19 protein-coding genes and 2 pseudogenes are annotated in these 24984 nt (G+C 61.9%); 9 read left to right on the top strand and 12 right to left on the bottom strand.

Annotated elements, in window-relative coordinates; all coding sequences use genetic code 11:
- Positions 1–27 precede the first annotated feature (27 nt).
- Positions 28–456: a CBS domain-containing protein gene (locus DWU99_RS13010; RefSeq protein ID WP_115478477.1), complete on the top strand. Its 429-nt coding sequence runs from the start codon at positions 28–30 to the stop codon at positions 454–456.
- Here DWU99_RS13010 and DWU99_RS13005 read toward each other — a convergent pair whose 3' ends face one another.
- Positions 457–1719: an NTP/NDP exchange transporter gene (locus DWU99_RS13005; protein ID WP_115478530.1), complete on the bottom strand. Its 1263-nt coding sequence runs from the start codon at positions 1717–1719 to the stop codon at positions 457–459.
- A gap of 114 nt (positions 1720–1833) precedes the next feature.
- Here DWU99_RS13005 and DWU99_RS13000 point away from each other — a divergent pair, with 114 nt between their 5' ends.
- Positions 1834–3414: a GMC family oxidoreductase gene (locus DWU99_RS13000; protein ID WP_115478476.1), complete on the top strand. Its 1581-nt coding sequence runs from the start codon at positions 1834–1836 to the stop codon at positions 3412–3414.
- 200 nt (positions 3415–3614) lie between these two features.
- Positions 3615–4922 carry a serine hydrolase domain-containing protein gene (locus DWU99_RS12995; protein WP_115478475.1) on the top strand — a complete coding sequence of 436 codons (1308 nt, stop codon included), beginning with the start codon at positions 3615–3617 and terminating at the stop codon, positions 4920–4922.
- A 112-nt stretch (positions 4923–5034) separates the two neighbouring features.
- Here DWU99_RS12995 and DWU99_RS12990 read toward each other — a convergent pair whose 3' ends face one another.
- The 8 genes and pseudogenes from DWU99_RS12990 to DWU99_RS12960 form a co-directional block, all read right to left on the bottom strand.
- Complete coding sequence (locus DWU99_RS12990) at positions 5035–6078, bottom strand: energy transducer TonB (RefSeq protein WP_233511116.1); 1044 nt, start codon at positions 6076–6078, stop codon at positions 5035–5037.
- A 437-nt stretch (positions 6079–6515) separates the two neighbouring features.
- Positions 6516–6800, bottom strand: a pseudogene (locus DWU99_RS21455) (histone-like protein 2); the annotation flags it as partial.
- Positions 6801–6839: 39 nt separating this feature from the next.
- A pseudogene (locus DWU99_RS21450) lies at positions 6840–7034 on the bottom strand (met regulon transcriptional regulator MetJ); the annotation flags it as partial.
- Between the two features lie 582 nt (positions 7035–7616).
- The gene (gene gcvH / locus DWU99_RS12980; RefSeq protein ID WP_115478472.1) at positions 7617–8012 is read right to left on the bottom strand and encodes a glycine cleavage system protein GcvH; all 396 of its coding nucleotides are present in this window, start codon (positions 8010–8012) and stop codon (positions 7617–7619) included.
- Positions 8013–8098: 86 nt separating this feature from the next.
- Positions 8099–9199, bottom strand: coding sequence for a glycine cleavage system aminomethyltransferase GcvT (gcvT, locus tag DWU99_RS12975; RefSeq protein ID WP_115478471.1), 1101 nt, complete (start codon positions 9197–9199; stop codon positions 8099–8101).
- Between the two features lie 82 nt (positions 9200–9281).
- Positions 9282–9935 carry an alpha-ketoglutarate-dependent dioxygenase AlkB family protein gene (locus DWU99_RS12970; protein ID WP_233511114.1) on the bottom strand — a complete coding sequence of 218 codons (654 nt, stop codon included), beginning with the start codon at positions 9933–9935 and terminating at the stop codon, positions 9282–9284.
- Positions 9916–10503, bottom strand: coding sequence for a class I SAM-dependent methyltransferase (locus DWU99_RS12965; RefSeq protein ID WP_115478469.1), 588 nt, complete (start codon positions 10501–10503; stop codon positions 9916–9918). Before DWU99_RS12965 ends, DWU99_RS12970 begins: the two co-directional genes overlap by 20 nt.
- A 79-nt stretch (positions 10504–10582) precedes the next feature.
- Complete coding sequence (locus DWU99_RS12960) at positions 10583–11980, bottom strand: amidase (RefSeq protein WP_115478529.1); 1398 nt, start codon at positions 11978–11980, stop codon at positions 10583–10585.
- Positions 11981–12151: 171 nt separating this feature from the next.
- On the opposite strand from DWU99_RS12960, the gene DWU99_RS12955 reads away from it, so the two are divergent.
- From DWU99_RS12955 to DWU99_RS12930, 6 genes are all read left to right on the top strand, one after another.
- Complete coding sequence (locus DWU99_RS12955) at positions 12152–13753, top strand: electron transfer flavoprotein-ubiquinone oxidoreductase (protein WP_115478468.1); 1602 nt, start codon at positions 12152–12154, stop codon at positions 13751–13753.
- 26 nt (positions 13754–13779) lie between these two features.
- Entirely contained in the window at positions 13780–14661 is an 882-nt protein-coding gene (locus DWU99_RS12950) for a phytanoyl-CoA dioxygenase family protein (protein WP_233511112.1), read from the top strand.
- A 199-nt stretch (positions 14662–14860) separates the two neighbouring features.
- On the top strand, positions 14861–16861 hold the full coding sequence (locus DWU99_RS12945) for a glycosyltransferase (RefSeq protein WP_115478527.1): 2001 nt from the start codon (positions 14861–14863) through the stop codon (positions 16859–16861).
- A gap of 45 nt (positions 16862–16906) precedes the next feature.
- Positions 16907–18997, top strand: coding sequence for a glycoside hydrolase family 99-like domain-containing protein (locus DWU99_RS12940; protein ID WP_115478467.1), 2091 nt, complete (start codon positions 16907–16909; stop codon positions 18995–18997).
- A 152-nt stretch (positions 18998–19149) separates the two neighbouring features.
- Positions 19150–19896: an electron transfer flavoprotein subunit beta/FixA family protein gene (locus tag DWU99_RS12935; RefSeq protein WP_115478466.1), complete on the top strand. Its 747-nt coding sequence runs from the start codon at positions 19150–19152 to the stop codon at positions 19894–19896.
- A gap of 26 nt (positions 19897–19922) precedes the next feature.
- Positions 19923–20867 (top strand): electron transfer flavoprotein subunit alpha/FixB family protein, encoded by a 945-nt coding sequence (locus DWU99_RS12930; RefSeq protein ID WP_115478465.1) that lies wholly within the window; start codon positions 19923–19925, stop codon positions 20865–20867.
- 68 nt (positions 20868–20935) lie between these two features.
- Here DWU99_RS12930 and DWU99_RS12925 read toward each other — a convergent pair whose 3' ends face one another.
- The 3 genes from DWU99_RS12925 to cysD all read right to left on the bottom strand — a co-directional run bounded on the left by DWU99_RS12925 (position 20936) and on the right by cysD (position 24976).
- Positions 20936–22102 (bottom strand): DegT/DnrJ/EryC1/StrS family aminotransferase, encoded by a 1167-nt coding sequence (locus DWU99_RS12925; protein ID WP_233511110.1) that lies wholly within the window; start codon positions 22100–22102, stop codon positions 20936–20938.
- 112 nt (positions 22103–22214) lie between these two features.
- Positions 22215–24071: a sulfate adenylyltransferase subunit CysN gene (gene cysN, locus DWU99_RS12920; protein ID WP_115478463.1), complete on the bottom strand. Its 1857-nt coding sequence runs from the start codon at positions 24069–24071 to the stop codon at positions 22215–22217.
- Positions 24071–24976, bottom strand: coding sequence for a sulfate adenylyltransferase subunit CysD (gene cysD, locus DWU99_RS12915; protein ID WP_115478462.1), 906 nt, complete (start codon positions 24974–24976; stop codon positions 24071–24073). The genes cysN and cysD overlap by 1 nt, the downstream gene beginning before the upstream one ends.
- Positions 24977–24984: the final 8 nt, after the last annotated feature.

Raw genomic sequence — 24984 nt, 5'->3', positions numbered from 1 at the left:
ATGCTGCGGCCGACGAGGAGGTTTGGCATGCGTCAGGTCAAGCACTTGCTGGAAACGAAAGGGCACGACATCTTCGCGGTCGCGCCGGAAGCACCCGTGCTGGAAGCGATCAAGCACATGGCAGAACGACGCGTCGGCGCGCTGCTGGTCATGCGTGGCGAACAGCTGGTAGGCATCGTTTCCGAACGCGATTACGCACGCAAGGTGATTCTGCAGGGACGTTCGTCGGCACAGACCGCTGTCTCCGAGATCATGAGCAGCCCTGCGCTCACCGTGACACCCGATACGGATGTCTTCGACTGCATGCGCCTGTGCACCGACAGCCGCATCCGTCACCTTCCGGTACTGCAAGGCAATCGCGTGCTGGGTGTGATTTCGATCGGCGACCTGGTCAAGGAAGTGATCAGCGCGCAAGCCGAGCAGATCGACCAGCTGCAACGCTATATCACCAGCTGATCAGGACTCCGTCGCCGCGCGCGCATCCTGCACGGACGCGCCGGCGTCTTCCGGGGCAAGATCCGGCGAGGTGGCCGCCTTGCGCGCCACCCAGCTCGCGACCGCCGCAATGCCTGCGCCGATAAGTGCAATGCGTCCAAGGCCGATCCCAAGCCCTTCCAGCGTAGTGACGCCGCTGGTGACAAGCACATCCCCAAAACGCCACACGGCGGTTTCCACGAAGTTCTTGCCCTTGTAGCGCATCTCGCGCGGCACGCGTGTGTAGAGCGCATCGGATGCAGGCTTGGTCATGCCGTACATGAAACCTCGCGTGGCAATCATCATGATGGCCAGGAAGGGCACGCCATAACCCAGTATCGAGACTTCGGCGTGGCCTACGATCGCGGCAATCAGCATCAGCGTCACATTGACCAACGTTGGCACGACCACCGCCCACACCACGCCGCGGCGAATCAACAACCAACGCGTCAGCGTGAGTTGCAAGCACGCGCCCAGCGTATTCACCGCCAGATCGATATGCGCGTAGAACGCCGTGCGCGCCGCGCTGGACGCCAGGTGTGCCTTGGCGTAGTCGGCAACCAGCGCATAAGCGAGCGTGCCAATGCCGTCTCCCAGCAGCATCAGGATGGCCATGTAGCGCAAGAACGGGCTCGACCACAATTCTCGTATGCCCGCCCACAGCGATCCGCCGACAGGCTGCTCGGCGGCACCTTCCTGTGCACGCTGCACCGATATACGGAGCAACAACAACAGCGCAGCACCAAGCATGGCAGCCGATACCAGCAAGAGTGGCGCAACGCCGAGCATTCCAACCAGCGCACCGGTGACCAGTGGCCCGAAAACCGCGCCGGCCATGCCGCCCAGCGCGATCAGCGGAAACACTTCGCGCGCGCGCCGGCTGTCGAACACGTCCGCCATGAAGCTCCAGAACAGCGACACGACGAAGAGATTGAACACGCTGACCCAGATGAAAAACACCACGCCGAGCGTGCGCGCACCGATGCTGTCCTGCGCAACAAACGCAGGCATGAAAGCCAGCAGGCACACCATGAAGAAGCTGTAGCTCCACCCAAGCAGGCGGCGGCGCGGGAAACGTGCCACCAAAGCGCCGAAGATGGGCGTCAACACCAGCATCGCCGCCAATGTCCCCGTATAGAACAAAGGCAGTTGCGAGGATCCCACCGCACCGCTCAATTGGTCGCGCACCGGTCGGATGATGTAGTACGCGGTGAGTATGAAAAAGAAGGCAAGCGCCGACACCATGGGGGTGGCGTCTTTGCGTGCGACGGCGGAGGACGGCAAGCTCACCGGTGGCTTCCAGCGTGGGGCCGCGCAAGACTAGCATGGCGCGATGACCGCAACTGGCAAGGGGACGACGTGGACTACGACTACGTGATCGTTGGCGCCGGCTCCGCCGGGTGCGTGCTCGCCAACCGCCTGAGCGCGCATTCTGGCAAACGGGTGTTGTTGATCGAAGCGGGCAGTTCCGACTGGCATCCGCTCATCCACATGCCGGCGGGCATCGCGCGCCTGGCCAAAAACAAGCACTTCAACTGGAACTACGACACCGAACCCGAACCTGCCCTGCAACAACGCCGCCTGTGGTGGCCGCGCGGCAAAACGCTAGGCGGCTCCAGCTCGATCAACGCCATGTGTTACGTGCGCGGCGTACCGGCCGACTACGACGCATGGGCGCAAGCCGCTGGCGATGCGCGCTGGTCATGGTCGCAAGTATTGCCGTGGTTCCTGCATAGCGAGGACAACACGCGTGGTGCGGATGCGCTGCATGCGACCGGAGGTCTGCTAGGCGTGTCGGACCTGCGTTACCACAACCCGCTTTCCGCGGCGCTGATCGAAGCGGGAGCGAGCGCGGGATGGGGCCGCAACCCCGACTTCAACGGACCCGATCAAGCGGGCTTCGGCTTTTATCAGGTGACGCAACGCAACGGCGCGCGTTGCTCGTCCGCCGACGCGTTTCTGCGTCCTGCGCGTTCGCGTCCGAATCTGCATGTGCGCACCCGCGCCCGTGTGGAGCGCATCCTGATCGAACAGGGGCGCGCCGTAGGCGTGCAGCTGCGCCAGCGAGGCGTCAGCGAACATGTGCACGGTGGAGACGTCATCATCGCCGCTGGCGCGATCAACTCGCCGCACATTTTGATGCTGTCGGGCATCGGTCCCACCGATCATCTGCGCGAACGAAGCGTGACCCCGTTGTTCGACCTGCCTGGTGTGGGCGCGGGGCTGCAGGATCATTTGGACATCTGTACGCTGATCGGCTGCACGCAGGACATCACCTACGACCACCTCAACGAACTGGCCGCAGGATGGCGTTATCTGCGCCATCGCGACGGCCCGGGCACGTCGAACGTGGCCGAATCGGGAGGTTTCGTGCGCAGCCGCCTGGCGACCGATGCGCGTTGCGATATCCAGTTTCATTTCGTGCCGGCGCTGCTCGATGACCACGGCCGTCACCGCTTGCCGGGCATGGGCTACACCTTGCATGCGTGCTACCTGCATCCGCGCAGTCGAGGTCATCTGCGCTTGCGTTCCGCCGATCCAGCGGAACCCGTCGCGATTCGCGCCGGCTACCTGAGCGATCCGGAAGGACACGATCTGGCACGCATGATCGAGGCGGCAAAACTCTCGCGCGAGATTCTCGCCCAGCCCGCTTTCGATGCTTATCGCGGCAAGCCGGTTTTTCCGGAATCGGATCCGCAGAACGATGCGGAATGGGAGTCCTTCATCCGCCGCAAGGCCGAAACCATTTATCACCCTGTCGGCACATGCCGCATGGGCAGGGATGGGCATGCCGTGGTCGATAGCGAACTGAGCGTCCACGGTATCGCCGGCCTGCGCGTGGTCGATGCTTCGGTCATGCCGGCGCTGCCCAGCGGCAACACCAACGCCCCCACCATCATGATCGCTGAACGGGCGGCGGCGCTTTTGTTGGCGTCGTGAAGCACACGCCAGGACGTTGGCGCACGATAAGGGTCTTTGTCGAACAGGCTGAACCCTGCACGACGGCGGAGCGCGTGCACGCCGCCCGACGTTGTAGCGATGTCCGAAGTGCAGGAAAATCGGCCATCCCCGTCATGGAAGACGCCTTCCCGGCTTCATGACCCGAGGCGTGCCCCCACGCCCGTAGTACGCGGAGTAGCATGCAGTTTCGTAAGCTTTCCCTGTTGATGGCTGCCGTCCTCGGCGCCACCGCCGCATGGGCAGCGGCATCCACGGCGCGAGCGGCCCTTCCCGCCCGCTCAGCGGGTCCGGTCGCGCATCCTGCGCGGCACGACGCGACGGATCTAGACGCCACGACCACCATTCCTCCGGATCGCGCCAAAGCGGCAATGGATGCGTATGCACACTGGCTGGATGTGGTGGCGCAACGCAACGAGGTGGCCGGTCTGGCTACCGCCGTGGTGATCAACGACAAAGTGGCGTACGAGCGCGAGATCGGCTATGCCGACGCATCCACTCAGGAGCCGGTGACGCCCGACACCGTGTTTCGGCTGGCTTCGTTGTCGAAGGCATTCGCGACGGCCCTCACCGGCCTGCTGGTTGACGATGGGCGATTCAACTGGGATACCAAACTGGCCGATGCACTGCCGTTCTTCCAGCTCAAGGATGCACAAGCATCCGGCGAGGTGACCGTGAAAGATATCCTGGGCCAGCGCCTGGGATTGCCGCACAACACGTACGACCAGATGCTGGAGGACAACGTCCCGTACGAAGAACTGGTCCGCAAGCTCGACGAAGTGAGCCTCACCTGCAACGTGGGCGAGTGCTACGGCTATCAGAACGTGGCCTTCAGCCTGATCGGCGACCTGATCTACGCGGAGACCGGCGATTTCTTCTACCACCAGGTCGACAAGCGTCTTTTCTTTCCGCTGGGCATGACGAACGCCAGCTACGGCCGCGAAGCGCTGGAAAGCAGCAAGAGCTGGGCGCGCCCGCATCGTCCCAACGGCGCGCATGGCTGGATACCCTTCGACCCGAACGAAGCCTATTACCGCGTGGCGCCGGCCGCCGGCGTGAATGCGAGTTTGCGCGACATGGAACTATGGCTGATCGCGCAAATGGGCGGGCGGCAGGATGTGCTGCCTCAACCGCTGCTGGATGACCTGCATGCCCCGGGCGTGCCCACGCCGGAAGAAATGCGCGCAACGCCCTGGCGACGCGCCCGGCTGAGTTCCGCCAGCTACGCATTGGGCTGGCGCGTCTTTACCTATGGAGGCGAAACGATGGTCTTCCACGCGGGCGCGGTGGAAGGTTATCGCACCATGATCGCCTTCTTTCCCAAATACCACGTCGGCATGGTGTCGATGTGGAACTCGCCCGGCGCGATCGGCACGGATCTGATGCCGATGGTGTTCGACACCATGTTCGGTTTGCCGCATGTGGATTGGGCGGGCGTAGAAAGCGATCCTCCAGCCGCGGCTCCTTATCACAAGCGCCGTCATCACTAGAGCCGGGCGCTCCACCCAGTCCTTCGACAGCAAGCATCTCCCCGAAGTCAAAAAAAGAGGCGAAGCCGTCATGGCTTCGCCTCTTTCGTGTTACGGATCGCTTCGCCGCGAGTTACTGCGGATTGTTGAGCTTGAACTCGATACGCTTCTGCTGTTGCGAGGCAATCGCCGCGCCGTCGCGCATGGCAGGCGAGAACTTTGCGCGCCGGATCGCATCGATGGCCGCGTTATCGAAGACGTGCCGCGGTTCCGCATTCACGACCTGGATGTTGGCCACGCTGCCGTCCACATTGACCGTGTACTGCAGGTCCACCCAGCCTTCCTGGTTATTGCGAAGCGCCGTGGACGGATAGCGGACGCGAATGCTGCTGACCGGGATGGCATCCCTTGTTTCGCCACCGCCAGCCGAAGTGTTGTCGCTGGCCACCTGGTTACCGCCCGCCGGGGTACTCGCCGTGGCTTTCGCCTGTTCCACCTGCTTGGCTTTCAGCTGGGCGGCCAGCGCAGCCTGATCCTCGGCCGCCTTGTCGGCAGCGGCCTTGTCGGCAGCAGCCTTGTCAGCAACGGCCTTGTCCGCGACGGCTTTCTGCTGCACGGCCAGATCCTGCTGACGCTGTGCATCGAGCTGCTTCTGCTGTTCCTGGTCGAGTGTCTTGCGCTGCGCGTCGAGCTTGGACCGCAGGATGGTCAGCGTGTAGTTGGTCGGATCCACTTTCGCCAACAGATCGATCTCACGCTCGGCTTCATTGAAGTCGCGCTGGTTGATGACCTGTTCGACGTTGCTGGCCGCGAACGGGAATGTTTCGCGCAGGGCGTCCGCCGCCGTCTGGTTGCCCGGCTGTTTCTGCAGCACCTTGACGTAGAACTCGAAGGCGTTGTTGCCGGCCGGCGCGATGTAGCGCTGCTGGTTCATCGCCTTCCGCGCCTCGTCCAGCAGATCGTTAAGGCTCATGGCCTCGACGTTCACCGGCGCCGCCGCCTGCTGGCTCTGGGCCACCGGCGTGGACGGATGGGCGCCGATGTCGGCATTCACCAAGTCCTCGTGGGGCTTGATGATGAAAATCCACGACGCGATCGCCAGGGCTACGACAATGACAAGAACGGCGATGGTGACGGGCTTGACGACCCCGCGCGCACGCGAGCGCATATGACTCATATTTCGGGTATCCATGATCTCTCACTGACTTCGTGGCATCAGATACCCGCGCTTCCCCCCTGTTATCCAGGTGCGGCTCCCACATTCGCCGCGGCGCGGATGAGCAAAAGGTAACGCGATTAGTTCGCTACGGCAAATGCGCTGCGCTTCACGCCGCCCCGGAAAAATAGCTGCTAGGGGGAGATGGGAAAAATTCCTAGTCGTCTTTCGCCGTGGCGCCGACCGCAGCGAACGCATTCAGGTACGCCGCGCCAGCGTTCTGCCGTGCCTCGCCAACTTGCCGGTTCCCTGGCGAAGGCCAGCCTGATGCACTCATTTTCGGGGGCCACAAATGAAGCGTCCCGGCAAATGCCGGGACGAAACGCTTTCGAAGCACCTCCCTGCGCTGGGCACCGCAGGGAGACAATTCCAAAGGGTGAAGCTAGTTGTTGTGCTTACTTCTTGGCCTTGCTGGTCTTGGTGGCCTTGACCACCTTGGCAGCAGCAGCTTTCTTGGCAGTGCGCTTGCGCGTTGCCTTCTTCGCAGACTTCTTGGCAACGCGCTTGGCGGTTGCCTTCTTTGCACCTACGCGCTTGGCGCCTGCCTTCTTGGCAGTCTTGCGAACGGTGCGCTTCTTGGCGGTTGCCTTCTTGGCGACCGGCCGCTTGGCGGCGGCTTTACGGGTGGATTTCTTGGCGGCTTTCTTAGCCGATTTCCTAGCAGTTTTCTTGGCAGTGGCCATAGTTCGTCTCAGCTCCTCATCAGTTGGCAGTGGTTGCCCAGTAAAAGCGTGGAGGAACGCCTCAACCAGCAAATCGCTGTTCGTGGCGTGCCTCAAATTGTTGACCTGGCGGTACGTACGCAAATCGGAAAGCAGTCGCAATACATGCATTGGAATCGAAACAGTGATCTTTCTCACCGCGCCGGCTTTTTCACCGTGATCCACGTAAGGCTTGATGAACTTCGATGCCGCCATTGGTACCGTTCCCCGTTATATGGTGCGAAAGCTATTCCTGAACATTTCAACTGTCAATTGATTTTTGCCATGAAATCAATCCCTTCGACCCGGCGACCTGCTAATGACGCCCATTTCGAAAGGCCAATCTTCACTACAAAAATCAAATCGCGAAGCCGTCTAAACATCCAGTATGTTTGTGTCGCGCATTTTTAAAAAAAGCCAAAAACAAGCTGAAAATCGTATTTTTTTATTTAAGCCATTGCGCATCGATTATCCGCACGCGCGCGTTCTTCTCGCGATGTGCAACGCCACTTCGAAGCCCCCGAAAGGCACCCGTCCGAAGGATGAACGGACGACGACTGAAATGTGCCCGGGATGTCCCGAATCCGGTCCCGAACATCCCCGAACGCCTCGATGCGCACTCCGACGACGTGGTGATGGATACATCGGATCGATCGTCGTTGCGGTGTCGCGCGCAGCGATCGCGACACGTTTTCGCGATGCACCGACGATCCGGCACGCACCTGTCGCGACACCGACAAACCGCGAAAATGGCAACGGCCGCTTAGGCGGCCGTTGCCTTGAAAACCGATCAACCGATCAGTTGTCTTCGTTCTCGATCAGTTCCGCGTAGGCGTCGGCGTCGAGCAATTCGTCGAGTTCCGCACGATCGCTGGCCTTGACGATGAAGATCCAGCCGTCGCCATAGGCGTCTTCGTTGATCGTCTCGGGCTTGTCGTTGAGGGTGTCGTTCACCTCGACGATTTCGCCGGAAACCGGTGAGTAGATGTCGGAAGCGGCCTTGACCGATTCGACCACCGCCGCGCCGTTGCCAGCCTGCACGGTGCTGCCCACTTCGGGCAGTTCGACGTAGACCAGATCGCCGAGCTGGCCTTGCGCATGGTCGGAAATACCCACGCGGATCAGGCCGTTGTCTTCGACACGGGCCCACTCGTGGGACTTGAGGAATTTCAGATCGCCGGGAATCTCGCTCATGGTCGGGTCCAGTCGTCGTTGGTTTCGATCAGGGGTGGAAGTACGAATTCTAACCGCATCCGCAGCGGGTCAATACATGCCGCGTTTCAGATCCCTTCGCAGGGCTTGCCGTCGCGCACAAAGGGAAACTTGACCACGCGCACCGGCACTTCGCGACCGCGGATATCCACGCGCACATCGCCCGACACACCGGATGGAATGCGCGCAAAAGCCACCGCCTTGTTCAAGGTCGGCGCAAAGCTGCCGGAAAGAATCTCACCCTCGCCCCGGTCGGTCAGCACCTTCTGGCCATGGCGAAGCACGCCCTTTTCATCCAGCACCAGACCCACCATCGTGCGCATCGCACCTGCGGCTTTCTGCGCTTCGAGCGCCTTGCGACCGATGAAGTCGCGGCCTTCGTCCAACGCGATGGTCCATGCCAGGCCCGCTTCCCATGGCGAGACGCTGTCATCCATGTCTTGACCGTACAGGTTCATGCCCGCTTCCAGCCGCAGCGTATCGCGCGCACCCAGTCCGCATGGCGCCACGCCGGCGGCGGCGAGTTCATTCCAAAACGTGACGGCCTGTTCCTCCGGCACCATGATCTCGAAACCGTCTTCGCCGGTATAACCGGTGCGTGCGATGAACAGCGGCGCGCCATGCGGACCTTGCGCGGCGGCGGCGGCGAAGCGTCCGAGCTTCTCGATGCGGGCGCGATCCACTTCGTGCAGCAGCCCGATCACCTTGGCGCGCGCACTCGGCCCCTGCACCGCGATCATCGCGAAGTCGGGGCGCTCCTTGACCTCGACATGGAACGCCTTGGCCTGCTGCGCGATCCATGCCAGATCCTTGGCGCGCGTGGCCGCATTGACCACCAGGCGGAAAAATTCGTCGCCCAGGAAGTAGACGATCAGATCGTCGATCACGCCGCCCTGCTCGTTCAACATGCAGGTGTACAGTGCCTTGCCCTGCACCTTCAGCTTGTCGACGCTGTTGGCCACCAGATGGCGCAGGAATTCGCGCGTGCGCGCACCGTGCAGGTCGACCACCGTCATGTGCGAGACGTCGAACATGCCGGCATCGCGTCGCACCGCGTGATGTTCTTCGATCTGCGAGCCGTAACTGATCGGCATGTCCCAGCCGCCGAAATCGACCATGCGTGCGCCAAGCGCGCGATGGGTGGCGTTTAGTACGGTCTTCTCGGTCATTGCTGGGCCTGCCAAGGTAAGGGGATGAAGTGAGGATCGCGCATTATCCCCGGCGCATGGGGTCAATCCAAGCTGCACGGCATCATGGCTGGCGCTCGGCGGGCACATGAATGAGCCGGAAGGTAAGGTTGATGCGCGGCTTGGTCACCGCCGCGCTCCTGGGCAGATCGTGCTGGTACAGATGCTGTGTCGCCCCCGACATGCACAGCAGACTGCCGTGAGCCAGTTGCACATCCAGCGTATCGGCCGGCGTCGCGCGTATGCCGCGCGGCAGTCGACGGCGCAGGCGGAAACGACGTGTCGCGCCAAGGCTTAGCGAGGCGATGATCGGTTGCGAGCCGAGCTCGGGTTCATCGTCGCTATGCCAGCCCATGGAATCGGCGCCGTCGCGATAAAGATTCGCAAGCACGCTGTTGAAACGTGCACCGCAGGATCGCTCCACGCGCTCGCGCAGCGCATGCAGCGATGGCGTCCATGGACGGGGTTCGAACCGCGTGCGCGAATACACATAGACGGCATCGGGATCGCCGATCCAGCAACTCAGTCGCGGCGCATCCAGCTCGCGGCCGAACATGCGCAATCGATGGCGCTCCCAGGGGATCTCCTGCGACAGGTTCTCGAACAGCGCGTCGGCGTCTTCGCGCGGCAACCACGACCAGGCGCAACGCACATCGGCACCGGGCAACGGCAAACGCTCCCAGGTCGCGTCGCCTGGGTCAGCCATCCTCGCGGACATAGGCGAATACCTGCGCAGGAGGCAGATTGCGCCATACCATGCCTACGCGCGTACAACGCAAGCCAAGTTGCCGCCGCACATTTTCGTCCAGCGGACTGCGCAAGCCGTAGGTGTATTGCACGAAGACACCACCAGGACGCAAAACCGCCAGCGCGGCGGCCACGATGTCGTGCTGCAAGTCCGGCGGCATCGTCAGCAAGCCAAGACTGCTGAGGATGGCATCGGCGCCTTCCGGTGCCAGTACGCCCGTGCGTTGCGCCAGCTCGTTGACATGCCGCGCATCCGCACAAAGCACCTGCGCCTGAGGAAAACGGCGGCGCAGGACGGCGTGCATGGTCTCGTTCATTTCCAGCACCAGCAACTGCGAGGGCGACACGCCGTGGCGAATCAGCGCCTCGGTAATCACGCCCGTGCCGCCGCCCAACTCGATAACGCAGCGCGCATTGTCCGGCATGGCCGAAATCATCATGCGCGCCAGCGGCTGGCCGGACGGCAACACCGAGGCCATCTGCAGCGGATGCTTGATCCACTCGAGAAAAAAGGTGAGTTGCTGGGTATCGGCTGGCATGGGGAGGCCTGGCTGTTTTTCGCACTTTAACGGGCCGACCGTAACAAAACGTTGTCACGCCGGCGGCAGAGGGTTCCGGTCAGGCCAGAACGGGGTATTCGGGCGCCGCATCCAGCGTGGCGGACCAGACCGCCGCCAATTCCAGCAAGCGCAGATCCGAACCGCGGGCGCCCAGCAGTTGCAGTCCGATCGGCAGGCCGTTCGGGAGTGTGCCCATCGGAATGCTCACGGCCGGGCAGCCGGCCAGGTTGGCGAAGCTGGTCAGGTCGGCTTGCGAATCGGGCACGGGACCATCGAGCGGGAATGCGCCCTGAGGCGTTGTCGGCGTGACAAGCACATCGATTTGCGCAAACAGGCGGCGCATCTTCAATGTGGCCGCATCCAGCACCCGATCGGCGACGGCGTAATCGGCCGCCGTCTTGCGTGCGGCGTAGTCGAGCATGGCGCGAAAGCGCGGCGACACAGGCTGCTCGGTATTGGCCAGTTGCGTCGCAAACGTACCGAGCATTTCCGCTTCCATCAAAAGCAGCCCTGCGCGGCGGGCGCGATCGAAATGCCAATCCGCAAAGTCCACCGTGCGCCGTTGACCCAGTTCACCGCCGAGTTTCGCAAGCGCCGCCTCGAATACTTCGATCACATCGGGCTGCACGTCCAGCCCCGGCAGATCGGCCAACACGCCACAACGCAATTTGCCCGGCTCCCAATCGGGTGGCGACAACGCAACGCGACGGCGACGGGAGCGCGGATCTTCCGCGTCGTAGCCAGCCAGCACCTGCAGCAGCACGGTCAGATCGTCGACGCTGCGCGCCATCAATCCGACGCTATCCAGGGCACGCGCGGCCGGCGCCATGCCCCTCGCGGAAATTTCACCCTGCGTAGGCTTCAGCGCGAACACACCGCAATAGCTGGCCGGAATGCGGATCGAGCCGAGCGAATCCGAACCGATGGCCGCTACCGCCAGTCCCGCGGCCACCGCCGCCGCCGATCCACCGGACGAACCACCCGCTGTGTAGCCGTGACGATGCGGATTGTGCGTGGGCCCAAAATGCGGATTGTCGGTGACCGCGCCAAGGGCGCCCTCGTCCATGTTGGTCTTGCCGATCAGCACGGCACCCGATGCGCGCAGTCGCCCCACGACGTGCGAGTCGTGCTCGGCAGGTTTACCCGGCCCGGGCAACCCTGCGCACGTCGGCCATCCCGCAATGTCGAAATTGTCTTTGACGGCGATCGGAACCCCATCAAGGCGCCCGATGACACCATCGCGTCGCCGCTGCTCGGACATGCGCGCCTGTTCGCGCATCATCGACGGGCTCACGCTTACATAGGCGTTGAGTTGCGGGTTGATGCGCTCGATGGCGTCCAGATAAGCCTCGGCCAGCGCCACCGGGCTCGCCTGGCCCGCCGCCAGCCCATGCAGAAGCTGGCACAGCGTGGCGCGTCGAAGATCGAACTCAGCGATTGGCGGTAGCAAGTTCACGCGCACTCCGGCACAGATCCAACACGATGCGATTATCCCCAGACGAACCCGCGGCCATCCCCTACTGTTTGCCGCGCACGAGGCGAACCCGGAGAATAACCGGGCGGACCACCCCGGGAACACACCTTGGGGCCTTCGCCCTGCAGCCAACAGCCACACGACGGAGCTCCCATGACTGAACGCGAAACGATGGAATACGACGTTATCGTCGTGGGAGCGGGTCCGGCCGGGCTGTCATTCGCCATTCGCCTGAAGCAGCTCAAGCCGGATGTCACCGTCTGCGTGATCGAAAAAGCCTCGACCATCGGCGCCCAGATCCTTTCCGGCGCGGTGATCGAACCGCAGCCGCTGGACACCCTGCTCCCCGGCTGGCGCGACAACCCGCCGCCGATCTGCGTGCCGGCCACGGAGGACGAGTTCTGGCTGCTCAACAAGACCGGCGGACGCAAGCTGCCGGTGCCGCCGGGGATGAAGAATCACGGCAATGTCATCGTGTCGCTGGGCGCGCTGTGCGCCTGGCTGGCACCACAGGCCGAGGCGCTGGGCGTGGACGTGTTCCCCGGTTTCGCTGCCGCCGACACCATCTATAACGACGACGGCTCCGTTGCCGGCGTGCGCATCGGCGACATGGGCGTAGCCAAGGACGGTTCGCATAAGCCCGGCTATACGCAGGGCATCGACATCAAAGCCAAGGTCACCGTGCTGGCCGAAGGTGCGCGCGGCAGCCTCACCAAGCAGCTGATCAAGCGCTTCAAGCTGGACCAGGACAGCGACCCGCAGGGCTACTCCATCGGCATCAAGGAACTCTGGCAGGTGCCGCCCGGACGCGTGACGCCCGGCAAGATCGTGCACAGCTTCGGCTGGCCGGCGGACAGCCACACCTACGGCGGCAGCTTTCTTTACCACCTGGACAAGGACCGCATCGCGCTCGGCTACGTCAGCGGCCTCGACTACAGCGATCCGAACTACCAGCCTTGGGAAGCCTTCCAGCAATGGAAGAACCACCCCATGATCAAGCCGCTGCTCGAGGGCGGCAGCATTCTTTCCGCAGGTGCCCGCGCCATCGTCACCGGCGGTTATCAATCGCTGCCGAAAGTGGAGATGCCCGGCGCGCTGCTGATCGGCGACACCGCCGGCCTGCTCAACGTGCCCAAGATCAAGGGTACGCACCAGGCTGTCCGCAGCGGCATGCTGGCCGCCGAACATCTCGCCAACAACGGACTCAGCCCTTCGGGCTTCGATGCGAAGCTGCGTGGCTCGGAAGTGATGGTCGAGCTGAAGAAAGTGCGCAACATCAAGCCCGGTTTCAAGAAGGGATTGTGGTGGGGCATGTTGAATGCCGCGTGGGAAACCATCACGGGCGGCGCATCGCCCTGGACGCTGAAGAACAAGGCCGACTGGTCATCGCTGCACAAGCTCGGCAAGCAGGAAGAACCCAGGCGCGATTACGTGCAGCGCGAACTCCCGCCCCGCGATCGCCTCGCCGGCGTCTATTTCGCCGCCACCGAGCACGATGAAGATCAGCCGATCCATCTTCATGTGGAAGACACCTCCGTCTGCGTGACCAAGTGCGCGCAGGAATACGGCAACCCGTGCACGCGCTTCTGCCCGGCGAACGTCTACGAAATCGTGCAGGACGATGCCGGCAAGCGCCTGCAGATCAACGCGGCCAACTGCGTTCACTGCAAGACCTGCGACATCAAGGATCCCTACCAGATCATCAACTGGGTCACGCCGGAAGGCGGCTCGGGCCCTAATTATCAGAATCTGTAGCGACCGATGTCATGACCGGTGTTCGAATGGATACAAACAACGCCAACGACGCTTATGCCCGATTGATGGAACACGGCTTCGTAGTAATACCGAAGGCTTTGGATGCTTCGTGCTGTGAGCGCGCGCTCGATGCGATGGAGGCATTCAAGCGCAAGCACCAAGCCGCCGTGACGCCGAATGCGGACGAATTCGGCCACCTTTATCGCGTCGTGAACACGCATCTGGCCATCGACAGCCTGGCTGACGCATTTGTCGAAAGCCGTGCCGCGCTTACCGTCGCGGACCGTTATTTCGGCCGACCGACGTCGCTGTACACCACCCTTTACTATGAACGCGGCTCGGAACAAGGCCTGCATCGCGACACGCCTTACTTCTGCACAAAACCTGCCGATCAGTACCTGGGCATGTGGCTCGCGCTGGACGATGTAGACGCGGATAACGGACCACTACGCGTGGTGCCGGGCAGTCATCGACTGCCAGCCATCGACGTCGAAGCGCTCGCACGCGAGTTGTTTCCCCATCAAACGGAAATTCCTGCGATTTCCGATGTTGCCTTTTCGCGATATCAGGCCGAAGTTCAACGCCTGAGCGACGAGCACAAACTCGTTGCCGAGGATGTGCACGTCCGTCGTGGCGACGTCATCATCTGGCATCCCTCGATGTTTCATGGCGGCGCGCCACATCACGCGAAAGAACGCTCGCGCCGCAGCCTGGTCATGCACGTGACGCCGCGGGGCATGCCGGTCTATCAGATGGATGTGTTTCTTCAACCGTCCAAGCCCGTGCCCGAACGTGCCAGCTGGCGTTACTACCGGCATCGCGATCGCAGCATCGCCAGGTTCGACCGGATCGACTTCGGCCACAAATACGTGATGCCCGTGCGCAGGCTGCGCTGGCCGCTTTTCTGATTGCGCGACGTGTGCTGCCGACCCGCCTGAATCCTGACCGGATGGAATGCCTTGGCTCGTCGGATCGCGGACGATAGTGGATAATCGAACTGTCAATATCAGGATGAGGATTCCTCCTCTGAGCACGTCTCTGCAATGGCGATATAAACGCCTGTACTACGTGTGGGGCCGTATCATTGGCAGTATCGCCCAACGCGGCATGCGCGGAACGCTGACGCGCATTGCGCAGGAGTTCGGGCGTCGCCCGGCGCAGGACAGCGAGCTGCAGTTGCTGCCTCTCGATGCGCAGACCGACGGCATCGCCTTCAGCGAGCACGCGCTACCGCGTATCTCGATCATCATTCCCGTGCATGGCAAGCTCGCGTACACCGTGACGTGCCTGCGCTCTCTCACATTGCACATGGGAAGCACGAGCGCCGAGGTCATCGTGGTGGATGATGCGTCGCCGGATGCCACGGCGTCGGCGTTGGCATCCATCGACGGACTGCGCCTCGTCGTCAACGAGCGCAACCTCGGATTCGTCGGCAGCTGCAATGCCGGCGCGCAGATGGCGCGCGGCGATTACCTGGTGTTTCTCAACAACGACACGCAGGTCACCGATGGGTGGCTGGACACCCTGATGCGCTGCTTTGCGGAAGAGCCCGACTGCGGCATCGCCGGAAGTCGTCTGGTCTACCCTGACGGACGCCTGCAGGAAGCGGGCGGATGGGTTTTCAACGACGGCAGTGCGTGGAACGTGGGGCGTTTCGAGTCCCGCAACGCATCGGCCTATCGCTATCGCCGTCGCACCGACTATCTTTCGGGTGCCGCGATCATGATTCGTCGCGAATGCTTTTTCGAAGTCGGCGGCTTCGACCAGCGTTATGCCCCCGCTTACTACGAAGATACGGATCTTGCCTTCGCCGTGCGCCGCGCAGGGCTATCGGTCTTCTACGAACCCAACAGCGTGGTCGTTCATTGCGAAGGCATCAGCGCCGGAACCGATCTGAACAGCGGCATGAAGCAATACCAGACAATCAATCGCTCCGCCTTCGTCGCGAAGTGGCGCGACCAGCTGCAGCACCAGCCGGCACCTGGAACTCCCTTGCAGCAATTGTGGCAACGTCATGCACGCGGCCATATCCTCGTCGTCGATGCCATGACGCCCGATCCGTCACGCGACTCCGGATCGCTACGCCTGTTCGCAATGCTGCGCATTCTCCATCAGGAAGGCTGGCGACTCAGTTTCGCGCCCGACGACGGTTACGCCGACGATGCATCCATCTCTGCACTGGGTGCGTTGGGCGTGCAGGTACTTTGCCGCCCTGAAATCGACAACTTGCCCAAATGGCTAGACCAGAACGGCTTGATGCTGCATGCGGTGGTGCTGTGCCGCCATACAGTTGCCGGCCAATACGTGCACGCGGTGCGACGTTACGCTCCACAGGCAAAACTGATACTCGACACCGTCGATCTGCATTTCGTACGCGAGCAACGCGCCGCCGACCTGGATCGCAATACCTCGCTGCGACGGCAAGCCGAAACGTCGCGGCGCAGCGAGCTGGCGCTGATCAAACAGTGCGACACAAGTTTCGTCGTGAGTCCTCAGGAAAAGGAACTTCTGCACCGGCTTTTGCCGCAAGCGCACGTGGAATTGCTTAGCAATATTCACGACGTGTACGGCCGAGGCCGCGCCTATACGGGGCGAAACGATCTGGTTTTCATAGGCGGCTACGGACATCCGCCAAATGCCGACGCTATCCAGTGGATCGCCGACACATTGCTGCCGATGCTGCGTACCGCCATGCCCGATGTACGCGTGCACGTGCTTGGCGACCTGCCCGACACCGTGCGTAAGGCACTGCAACGTCCCGGCCTGGAACTGCACGGTCGCGTGCGGGATCTTTCACCCTGGCTCGACAGTTGCCTCGCATCGTTGGCTCCGTTACGTTTTGGCGCTGGCGTCAAGGGCAAGATCAACATGGCGATGAGCCACGGATTACCCGTGATCGCCACCGACATCGCCATCGAAGGCATGCAATTGCAGGATGGTCGAGATGTCCTGCTGGCCAATACGCCGGATGAAACGGTCCAGGCAGTGCAGCGCCTTCGTGCCGACGAAAACCTTTGGATTCGCCTCTCCGATGCGGGGCTGGAGAACGTGCACCGGCATTTCTCGCCGGCCGCCGCCCGCGAAACGCTACGGAAGGTCATGGGCTGAATCGCCCGTCAGACACCCGCCCCACGATCCCGTTACGATTCGCGCATGCCCTTGCCCACCTTCGCCAAGACTGCCGCTTTCCACGTCCTGCGCACAGGCTTTCGCCTGATGCCGCTGCCGGCAGCGACACGTGATCGTCTGCGCCAACGCTTTCTCGACAAATACTACGACCTCGTACCTTCCGGCCCGCGTGGCCAACTGGCCACCGGGTCGCACCGCGAACACCGCCCCCGTGTCATTGCCTCAGGCCAAGCCATCGGTTACCGCGCCTGGCAGGCCGGTGCGCTGCGCGAACCGCTCCCTGCAACGCTGATCGCTTTTTACCTACCCCAGTTCCACCCGATCCCCGAGAACGATGCGTGGTGGGGTGAAGGTTTTACCGAATGGCATAACGTGACTCGCGCGCTGCCGCAATTTGAAGGGCACATACAACCTCGACTGCCCGCCGAGCTTGGGTTCTATGACCTGCGGCTGCCTGACGTCATGCGGCGGCAAATGCAATTGGCACGCGAGTACGGCATCGGTGCGTTCTGCAGTTACTTCTACTGGTTCGGCGGCAAGACGCTGCTCGAATCGCCGTTGCAGCTATGGCTGCGCGATACGTCGCTAGATCTTCCACTGTGCCTGTGCTGGGCCAACGAGAACTGGTCGCGGCGATGGGATGGCCGGGCAGACCAGATTCTGATCGGGCAGCAACACAGTGCCGAGGACGACCTGGCTTTCATTGCGCATGTCGCCAACTACCTCCGCGACCCGCGTTATCTTCGGGTCGACGGCAAACCATTGCTACTGGTCTATCGCCCCGGCCTGCTGCCGGAGCCGAAAGCAACCGCGCAACGTTGGCGCAAATGGTGCAGCGAGCACGGCATTGGCGAGATCTATCTTGCCTATGTGCAGAGCTTCGATCGTGTCGATCCCGGCCATATCGGATTCGACGCCGCGGTGGCGTTTCCACCGAACAACACCACGCTCGAACCGATCACCGATCGTCAGTCGTTGCTGAATCCTGCTTTCAGTGGCGATGTCTATGACTGGCGTGAACTCGCTCGCGAAGTCGGCACGCAACCCGACCCGGCTTACACGCTGTTTCCGTGCGTGAATCCGGGTTGGGACAACGAGCCGCGCCGCAGCGGCAATGGCCGCGTGTTCGCGCACGCCTCACCGCGCGGTTATCGCGACTGGCTTCAACAAGCCCTCGACAGCGCCAAGCGACGCAGGCCGTCGTCACCCATGGTGTTCATCAATGCCTGGAACGAATGGGCCGAGGGCGCGGTGCTTGAACCTGATACCCGCCTCGGCTTTGCCTGGCTGGAGGCCACGCGGACGGCACTGCAGGCCGTGACGCATACGCTTCCCACCAAGACCACGCGCCCTTGCGCCGTCATCCATGCGTGGTATGTCGACGTGGTAGACGAAATCGTGGCGGCCTTGCGCGAAAGCGGCGTCGATTGGCGAATCATCTTCACCACGGCACCCGACCGCGAGAAGGCTTTGCGCGAGCAGATCGCGCGTCTCGACCTGCAAGCGGAAATCAACGTCTTCGAAAACCGCGGGAGGGATATTCTGCCTTTCCTGCAGGTGGCCAGCCTCTTGCTGGATGAAGGCGCGGATATCGTGCTGAAACTCCATACCAAGCGATCCACCCATCGCCAGGATGGCGAGCGCTGGCGGAAGGAGCTGGTCGACAAGCTGGTGTCGCCCGAGCGGGCCGCCCCTATCCTCGAAGCATTTCGCACAACGCCGCGCCTTGGATTGGCTGCCGCGGAAGGACATCTGCAGCCGCTTGATTACTATTGGGGTGCGAATGAAGCGAATGTGCACTACCTGACCACGCGCCTTGGCATTGCCCCTCCGTCTCTGAAAGACGATCAATTCATTGCCGGAAGCATGTTCTGGGCGCGCCTTGACGCGTTGCGCCCCATCCTGGACGCGCATCTGGGCATCTGGGAGTTCGAGGAAGAGTCCGGGCAGGTCGACGGCACCTTGGCGCATGCCATCGAGCGCATCATCGAGCTGAGCGCCAGAGCGGCCGGTTATTCCACCAGCGATACCGCCACGCTCAGCGACGCGTCCAACACCAAGCAGCCGACGGGTCGTTACCCCTACGCACGCCGAAGCCATTCATCGTCCCCATGACCGCTGCGACGGCCGTTCCGCTCTCTTTTCTAGAGCCAGCGCAACCGCCCATCCCCACCATGCGCCGGCGCATGGTTGTGCGAATCCGGTTACAATAGGCGTTTGCATGGCAATTCCATACGCCTACGGGCGTCCGGTAGAAGGAAACGCAGATGAAGATTCTGGTCGGCTACAAGCGCGTGGTGGACTACAACGTCCGCATCCAGGTCAAACCCGACGGCACCGGCGTGGTGACCGACGGCGTGAAGCTCTCGGCAAACCCCTTTGACGACATCGCGCTGGAAGAGGCGCTGCGCCTGCGCGAAAAAAGCGTGGCGGAAGAAGTCGTGGTCGTGGGCATCGGCCCGGCCGATCTCACCGCGCATCTGCGCAACGGCCTGGCGATGGGCGCGAACCGCGCCATCCATGTCGTCACCGCCGACGCCGTGCAGCCGCTCACCGCGGCGCGCGTGCTGCAGAAGCTGGTCGAGAAGGAACAGCCGGGCCTGGTGATTCTCGGCAAGCAGGCGATCGACGACGACGCCAACCAGACCGGTCAGATGCTCGCCGCGCTGTGGGATCGCCCACAAGCGACGTTCGCGAGCAAGGTCGAGATCGCCAACGGCAAGGCTACCGTGACGCGCGAAGTCGACGCGGGCCTGGAAACGATCGAAGCCGAACTGCCGGCCGTGATCACCACCGACCTGCGCCTCAACGAGCCGCGCTTCATCAAGCTGCCTGACATCATGAAAGCCAAGTCCAAGCCGATCGACACCATCGAATTCGCTACGCTGGGCGTCGACGCGCACGACCAGCTCAAGACCACCCATTACGCCGCACCCGCCAAGCGCAGCAAGGGCGTGATGGTGAAAGACGCGGCCGAACTGGTAGCCGTACTCAAGCAGAAAGGCCTGCTCTAAGCAGCCGCCCGGACAAGGAGACACCCATGAGCAAGATCCTGGTTATCGCCGAACATCTGGACGGCAAGCTTAATTCCGCCACCGCACGCGCCGTGAGCGCGGCCGCCGCGGTGAAGCCCGAAGCCATCGACGTGCTGGTGCTCGCCGACAACGTGGACGCCGTTGCGGCCAGCGCAGCGCAGATCGAGGGCGTGAGCCGCGTTCTTACCATTGCGCGCGCCGAGAACGCCCATCCGCTAGCCGCCGTGCTGGCACCGCAGATCGCCAAGGCCGCCGCCGGCTACAGCCACGTGTTCGCACCTTCCACCACGTTCGGCAAGGACGTCGCACCGCGCGTCGCCGCCCTGCTTGGCGTCGCGCAGGTCAGCGACGTGATGAGCGTGGAAGGCAGCCACACGTTCAAGCGCCCCATCTACGCAGGCAATGCGATCATCACCGTGGAAGCCGATGCCGCGCACGCGGTCGTGGCCACCATCCGCACGGCCTCCTGGCCTGCAGCGGCCGCAAGCGCCAACAGCGCACCCATCGAGGCACTGAGCCTGGATGTGGCCCTGCCCTCGCACACCCGCTTCGTCGAACTCAAGCAAGGCAAGAGCGATCGTCCGGACCTGCAAAGCGCGAGCAAGGTCGTTTCGGGCGGCCGTGGTGTGGGTTCGAAGGAAAACTTCGAGATCATCTACAAGTTCGCCGACAAGATCGGCGCAGCCGTCGGCGCATCGCGTGCCGCGGTGGACGCAGGCTACGTGCCGAACGAGATGCAAGTGGGCCAGACCGGCAAGATCATCGCGCCGGAGCTGTACATGGCCATCGGTATCTCCGGTGCGATCCAGCATCTGACCGGCATCAAGGACGCGGGCACCATCGTTGCCATCAACAAGGACGGCGAAGCGCCGATCTTCGAAGTGGCGGACTTCGGGCTGGTGGGCGACCTGTTCAAATTGATTCCAGAGTTGGAGCAAGCGATCGGCTGAACCAGTTCCACCGACGCGGACGAGAAAAAGGCGGCACCCGGGTGCCGCCTTTTTTATGGCGAGCGCATTCAGTTGGCGATAATCGCATGCACCGCCTCTATCACCCGCTGGACGTCACCGTCGGACATCGCAGGCGAAAGCGGAAGGCTGACGGTTTCGCTTCCAATCTTCATAGCGTGAGGCCACTGCTCCGGGGTCCAGCCAAAGCGCCGCTGGTAATACGGGTGCTCCGGAATGGAGAGGTAATGCACGCCGGTTCCGATCCGCGCGTGGTTCATGTGTTCGAGAAAGTCGTCGCGCGTGATGCCGCAACGTTGCGAATCGATCATCAAGGTGTACAAATGCCGTCCGTGTCGCGTCTCCGCGTCGGCAGGTGCCGGCAACCGGATCGGTAACGACGCAAACGCATGATCGTAACGCTGCCAGATCTCCACGCGACGACGCCAGCTTTCTTCGACACGCGCCAGCTGATGCAAGCCTATCGCCGCCTGCACGTCCATCATGTTGTACTTAAAGCCGCACTCCACGACCTGGTAGTGCTTGTAGCCTTTGTCGCCAAACCGATGCCAGGCATCCTGGCTCATGCCATGCAAGGCCAAAATGCGCGCTGTCGCCAGCTGCTCTTCGCTACGGCCGAGAATCATGCCGCCTTCGCCCGTCGTTACATTCTTGGTTACGTAGAAACTGAAGCAGCCGAAGTCGCCGAACGTACCTAGCGGCTGCCCGCGATACTCGGCCTCTACCGCGTGAGCGCAATCTTCAATCACGACAAGATTGTGCTTGCGTGCAATAGCCATGATGCGATCCATCTCGCATGGACGACCGGCAAAGTGCACAGGAAGAATTGCGCGCGTGCGAGGCGTGATGGCAGCCTCGATCGCATCGGGGTCGATGTTCTGGGTCGAAGGATCGACATCGGCCAGCACCGGCGTCAGCCCTGCATGAAGGATGGCGTTGACCGTGGCGCAGAACGTCAATGGCGTGGTAATCACTTCCGAGCCCGGCTCGATCTCGGCTGCCAGCATGCTTACATGCAAGGCGGCCGTGCATGAATTGACTGCCGCAACCTGCGCGGCGGGTATTCCGCGGAAGTGCGCAAAGTCTCGTTCAAATTGAGCAACACGCGGCCCCGTCCCCAACCAGCCCGAACGCAAGCAGGCCACGACCTCTGCAATCTCCGCTTCGTCGATCTGCGGCGCGCCAAACACGAGAAACGGTGGCTGATGTGGCTCCAAATTCGACTCCGCTTGCATAATCCTGAGGAAACACCCGCGCCAAAGTGAATAGGTTCACGTCAAGGCGCCACGCGGCATGATCCATATCCAAGGCGCATGTAGGTTGCAGCAATCAGCGATCCGCATGAGGGAATACATGCGATACCAGTTCTTCGACCATCGTCTCCAGCGAACTTTCGCCTGGATGCAAATGCACTTCAGGCGACACGGGTGCTTCATACGGCGAATCGATACCCGTGAAGTTACTGATCTCACCCGCTCGCGCCTTGCGATACAAACCCTTCGGGTCACGGCGCTCGCACTCTTCCAGAGGCGTATCGACGTACACTTCAGCGAATTCACCTTCGACGAACAGATTGCGGGCGAAATCACGCTCGCTATGGAAAGGTGAAATGACGCACACCAATACGATCAGCCCTGCATCGACCATCAGGTGAGCCACCTCGGCCACGCGTCGCACGTTCTCGACGCGTGCTTCGGCCGTGAACCCCAGATCGCGATTTAAACCATGCCGGAGATTGTCGCCGTCGAGCAGATATGTGTGGTAGCCAAGCCTGCTTAGGCGACGCTCAAGCAAATTGGCGACCGTCGACTTGCCTGCACCAGACAAACCCGTAAACCACAGGCACTTCGGATGCTGCCCCTTGCTGCGCGCCCGCACCTCCTTGTCCACATCCAGGTGCTGCCAATGCACATTGGTCGCCCGGTGGAGATCAAAATCGAGGACGCCGCATGCGACGGTGGCATGATTTTGCCTATCGATCAGGATGAACCCGCCCAGTGCGTGGTTATCCGCATAAGCTTCGAACGCAATCGGATGATCCAGATCGATGTTGCAATAGCCGACCTCGTTCAATTGCAGGCGGTGTGCTGCCAACTGGGCCTGGGTATTGACATCGATCTTATGCTTGATCGACGTAACGCGTGCATTGACCGTCTTTGCACCGATTTTCAACCAGTAGCCACGATTGGGTAGCAGCGGCTCGTCGCCCATCCATAACAGGTGCACGGCAAATTGATCAGCCTCGGGCGCAGGACGCCCCGCGTCTGCAATGACATCGCCGCGACTGACGTCGACTTCACGATCCAGGGTCAGTGTCACGGCTTGACCAGCATGAGCCTCCGGCAAATCGCCGTCCGCCGTCACGATGCGCGCAATGTGTGCACGATGCGCACCGGGTTGCACCACGATCGATGCTCCAACCTTGACGCGGCCGCCACAGATGGTACCCGCATAACCACGAAACGACTGGTCGGGACGGTTGACCCACTGCACCGGCATACGAAAATCGACAGCCTGACTTGGTTCGACATGAATGGTCTCGAGCAAGTCCAGAAGCGTCGGGCCTTCGTACCACGGCATGTCCTTGGAAGGCGCTCCAACATTGTCGCCAGTCAGCGCGGCGACCGGTAGCGCATGGACTGCGGCAATGCCGAGCTCTTTGGCCAGATTGATATAGGCCTCTTTGATGGGCTCATAGACTTCCTTCGCGTAGTCGACCAGATCCATCTTGTTGACTGCGAGAATGATTTTGTGTATCCCCAACAGGGCGCATATGTAGGTGTGCCGCCGTGTCTGGGGCAGCAGTCCTTTGCGTGCATCGACCAGCACCACAGCCACATCCGCATGCGACGCGCCGGTAGCCATGTTGCGCGTATATTGCTCGTGGCCCGGGCAATCGGCCACGATGAAGTTGCGCCGCGCACTGTGAAAGTAGCGATAGGCCACGTCGATGGTGATGCCTTGCTGGCGCTCCGCATCCAGGCCGTCGGTCAAGAGCGAGAAATCCAGCACGTCCCCGTCGGGATGCTGGCGACGGCTATCGCGGCGCAGGGCCTCGACCTGATCGTCGGGCAGCATGCCAGCATCGAAAAGAAGCCGGCCAAGCAACGTGCTCTTGCCGTCGTCCACGCTGCCACAGGTGATGAAACGCAGCAGGCTGCGTGCAGAATCGTCCGTGGCGACCATCAGAAATAGCCCTCTTGTTTCTTGCGCTCCATAGAGGCCGATGGATCATGATCGATAACCCTTCCCTGACGCTCGGACGTCCGCGAAGCGGCCATTTCAGCAATGATTTCATCGATCGTGCTTGCCGTGGATTCGACCGCGCCCGTCAACGGGTAGCAACCCAGGGTGCGGAAGCGCACCGTGCGCTGCTCGATCTTCTCATCCTCCCGCAGCACAAAACGATCATCGTCCACCATGATCAGCGCGCCGTCGCGCAGCACAATCGGGCGCGTCTTGGCGAAATAAAGCGGAACGACCGGGATTTGCTCTCTCCGGATATAGTGCCATACATCCATTTCCGTCCAATTGGACAACGGAAAAGCGCGCACGCTTTCTCCCTTGTGGATATGCGTGTTGTAGAGATTCCACAGCTCCGGGCGTTGACGCTTGGGGTCCCAGCGATGCTGCGCGTTACGGAAGGAGAAGACACGTTCCTTGGCTCGCGATTTTTCCTCATCGCGACGCGCGCCGCCGATGGCAGCATCGAAGCCATATTTGTCAAGCGCCTGCTTGAGCGCAACCGTCTTCATCACATCCGTATGCACGGTGGCTCCGTGGACAAGCGGGGAGATTCCCTTTCGCACTCCGTCTTCGTTGATATGCACGATGACCTGCACATCACCCTCGGCGGCGACTTGGTCGCGAAAGGCGATCATCTCCCGAAATTTCCATGTCGTATCCACATGCAACAGCGGCATCGGCGGCCGCGCTGGATAAAACGCCTTGCGCAGCAAGTGCAAGAGCACCGAGGAGTCCTTGCCTATGGAATACAGCATGACCGGACGCTGGAAGCTAGCTGCCACCTCTCGAAAGATGTGGATGCTTTCTGCTTCCAATTGGTCCAAATTCCCGGAGAATTGATTCATCTCAGTCG

Origin of the sequence: Dyella psychrodurans, from assembly GCF_003363265.1 — a bacterium.
GTDB classification, from domain to species: Bacteria; Pseudomonadota; Gammaproteobacteria; order Xanthomonadales; family Rhodanobacteraceae; genus Dyella_B; species Dyella_B psychrodurans.
This window is presented reverse-complemented; position numbering and strand designations above follow the sequence as displayed.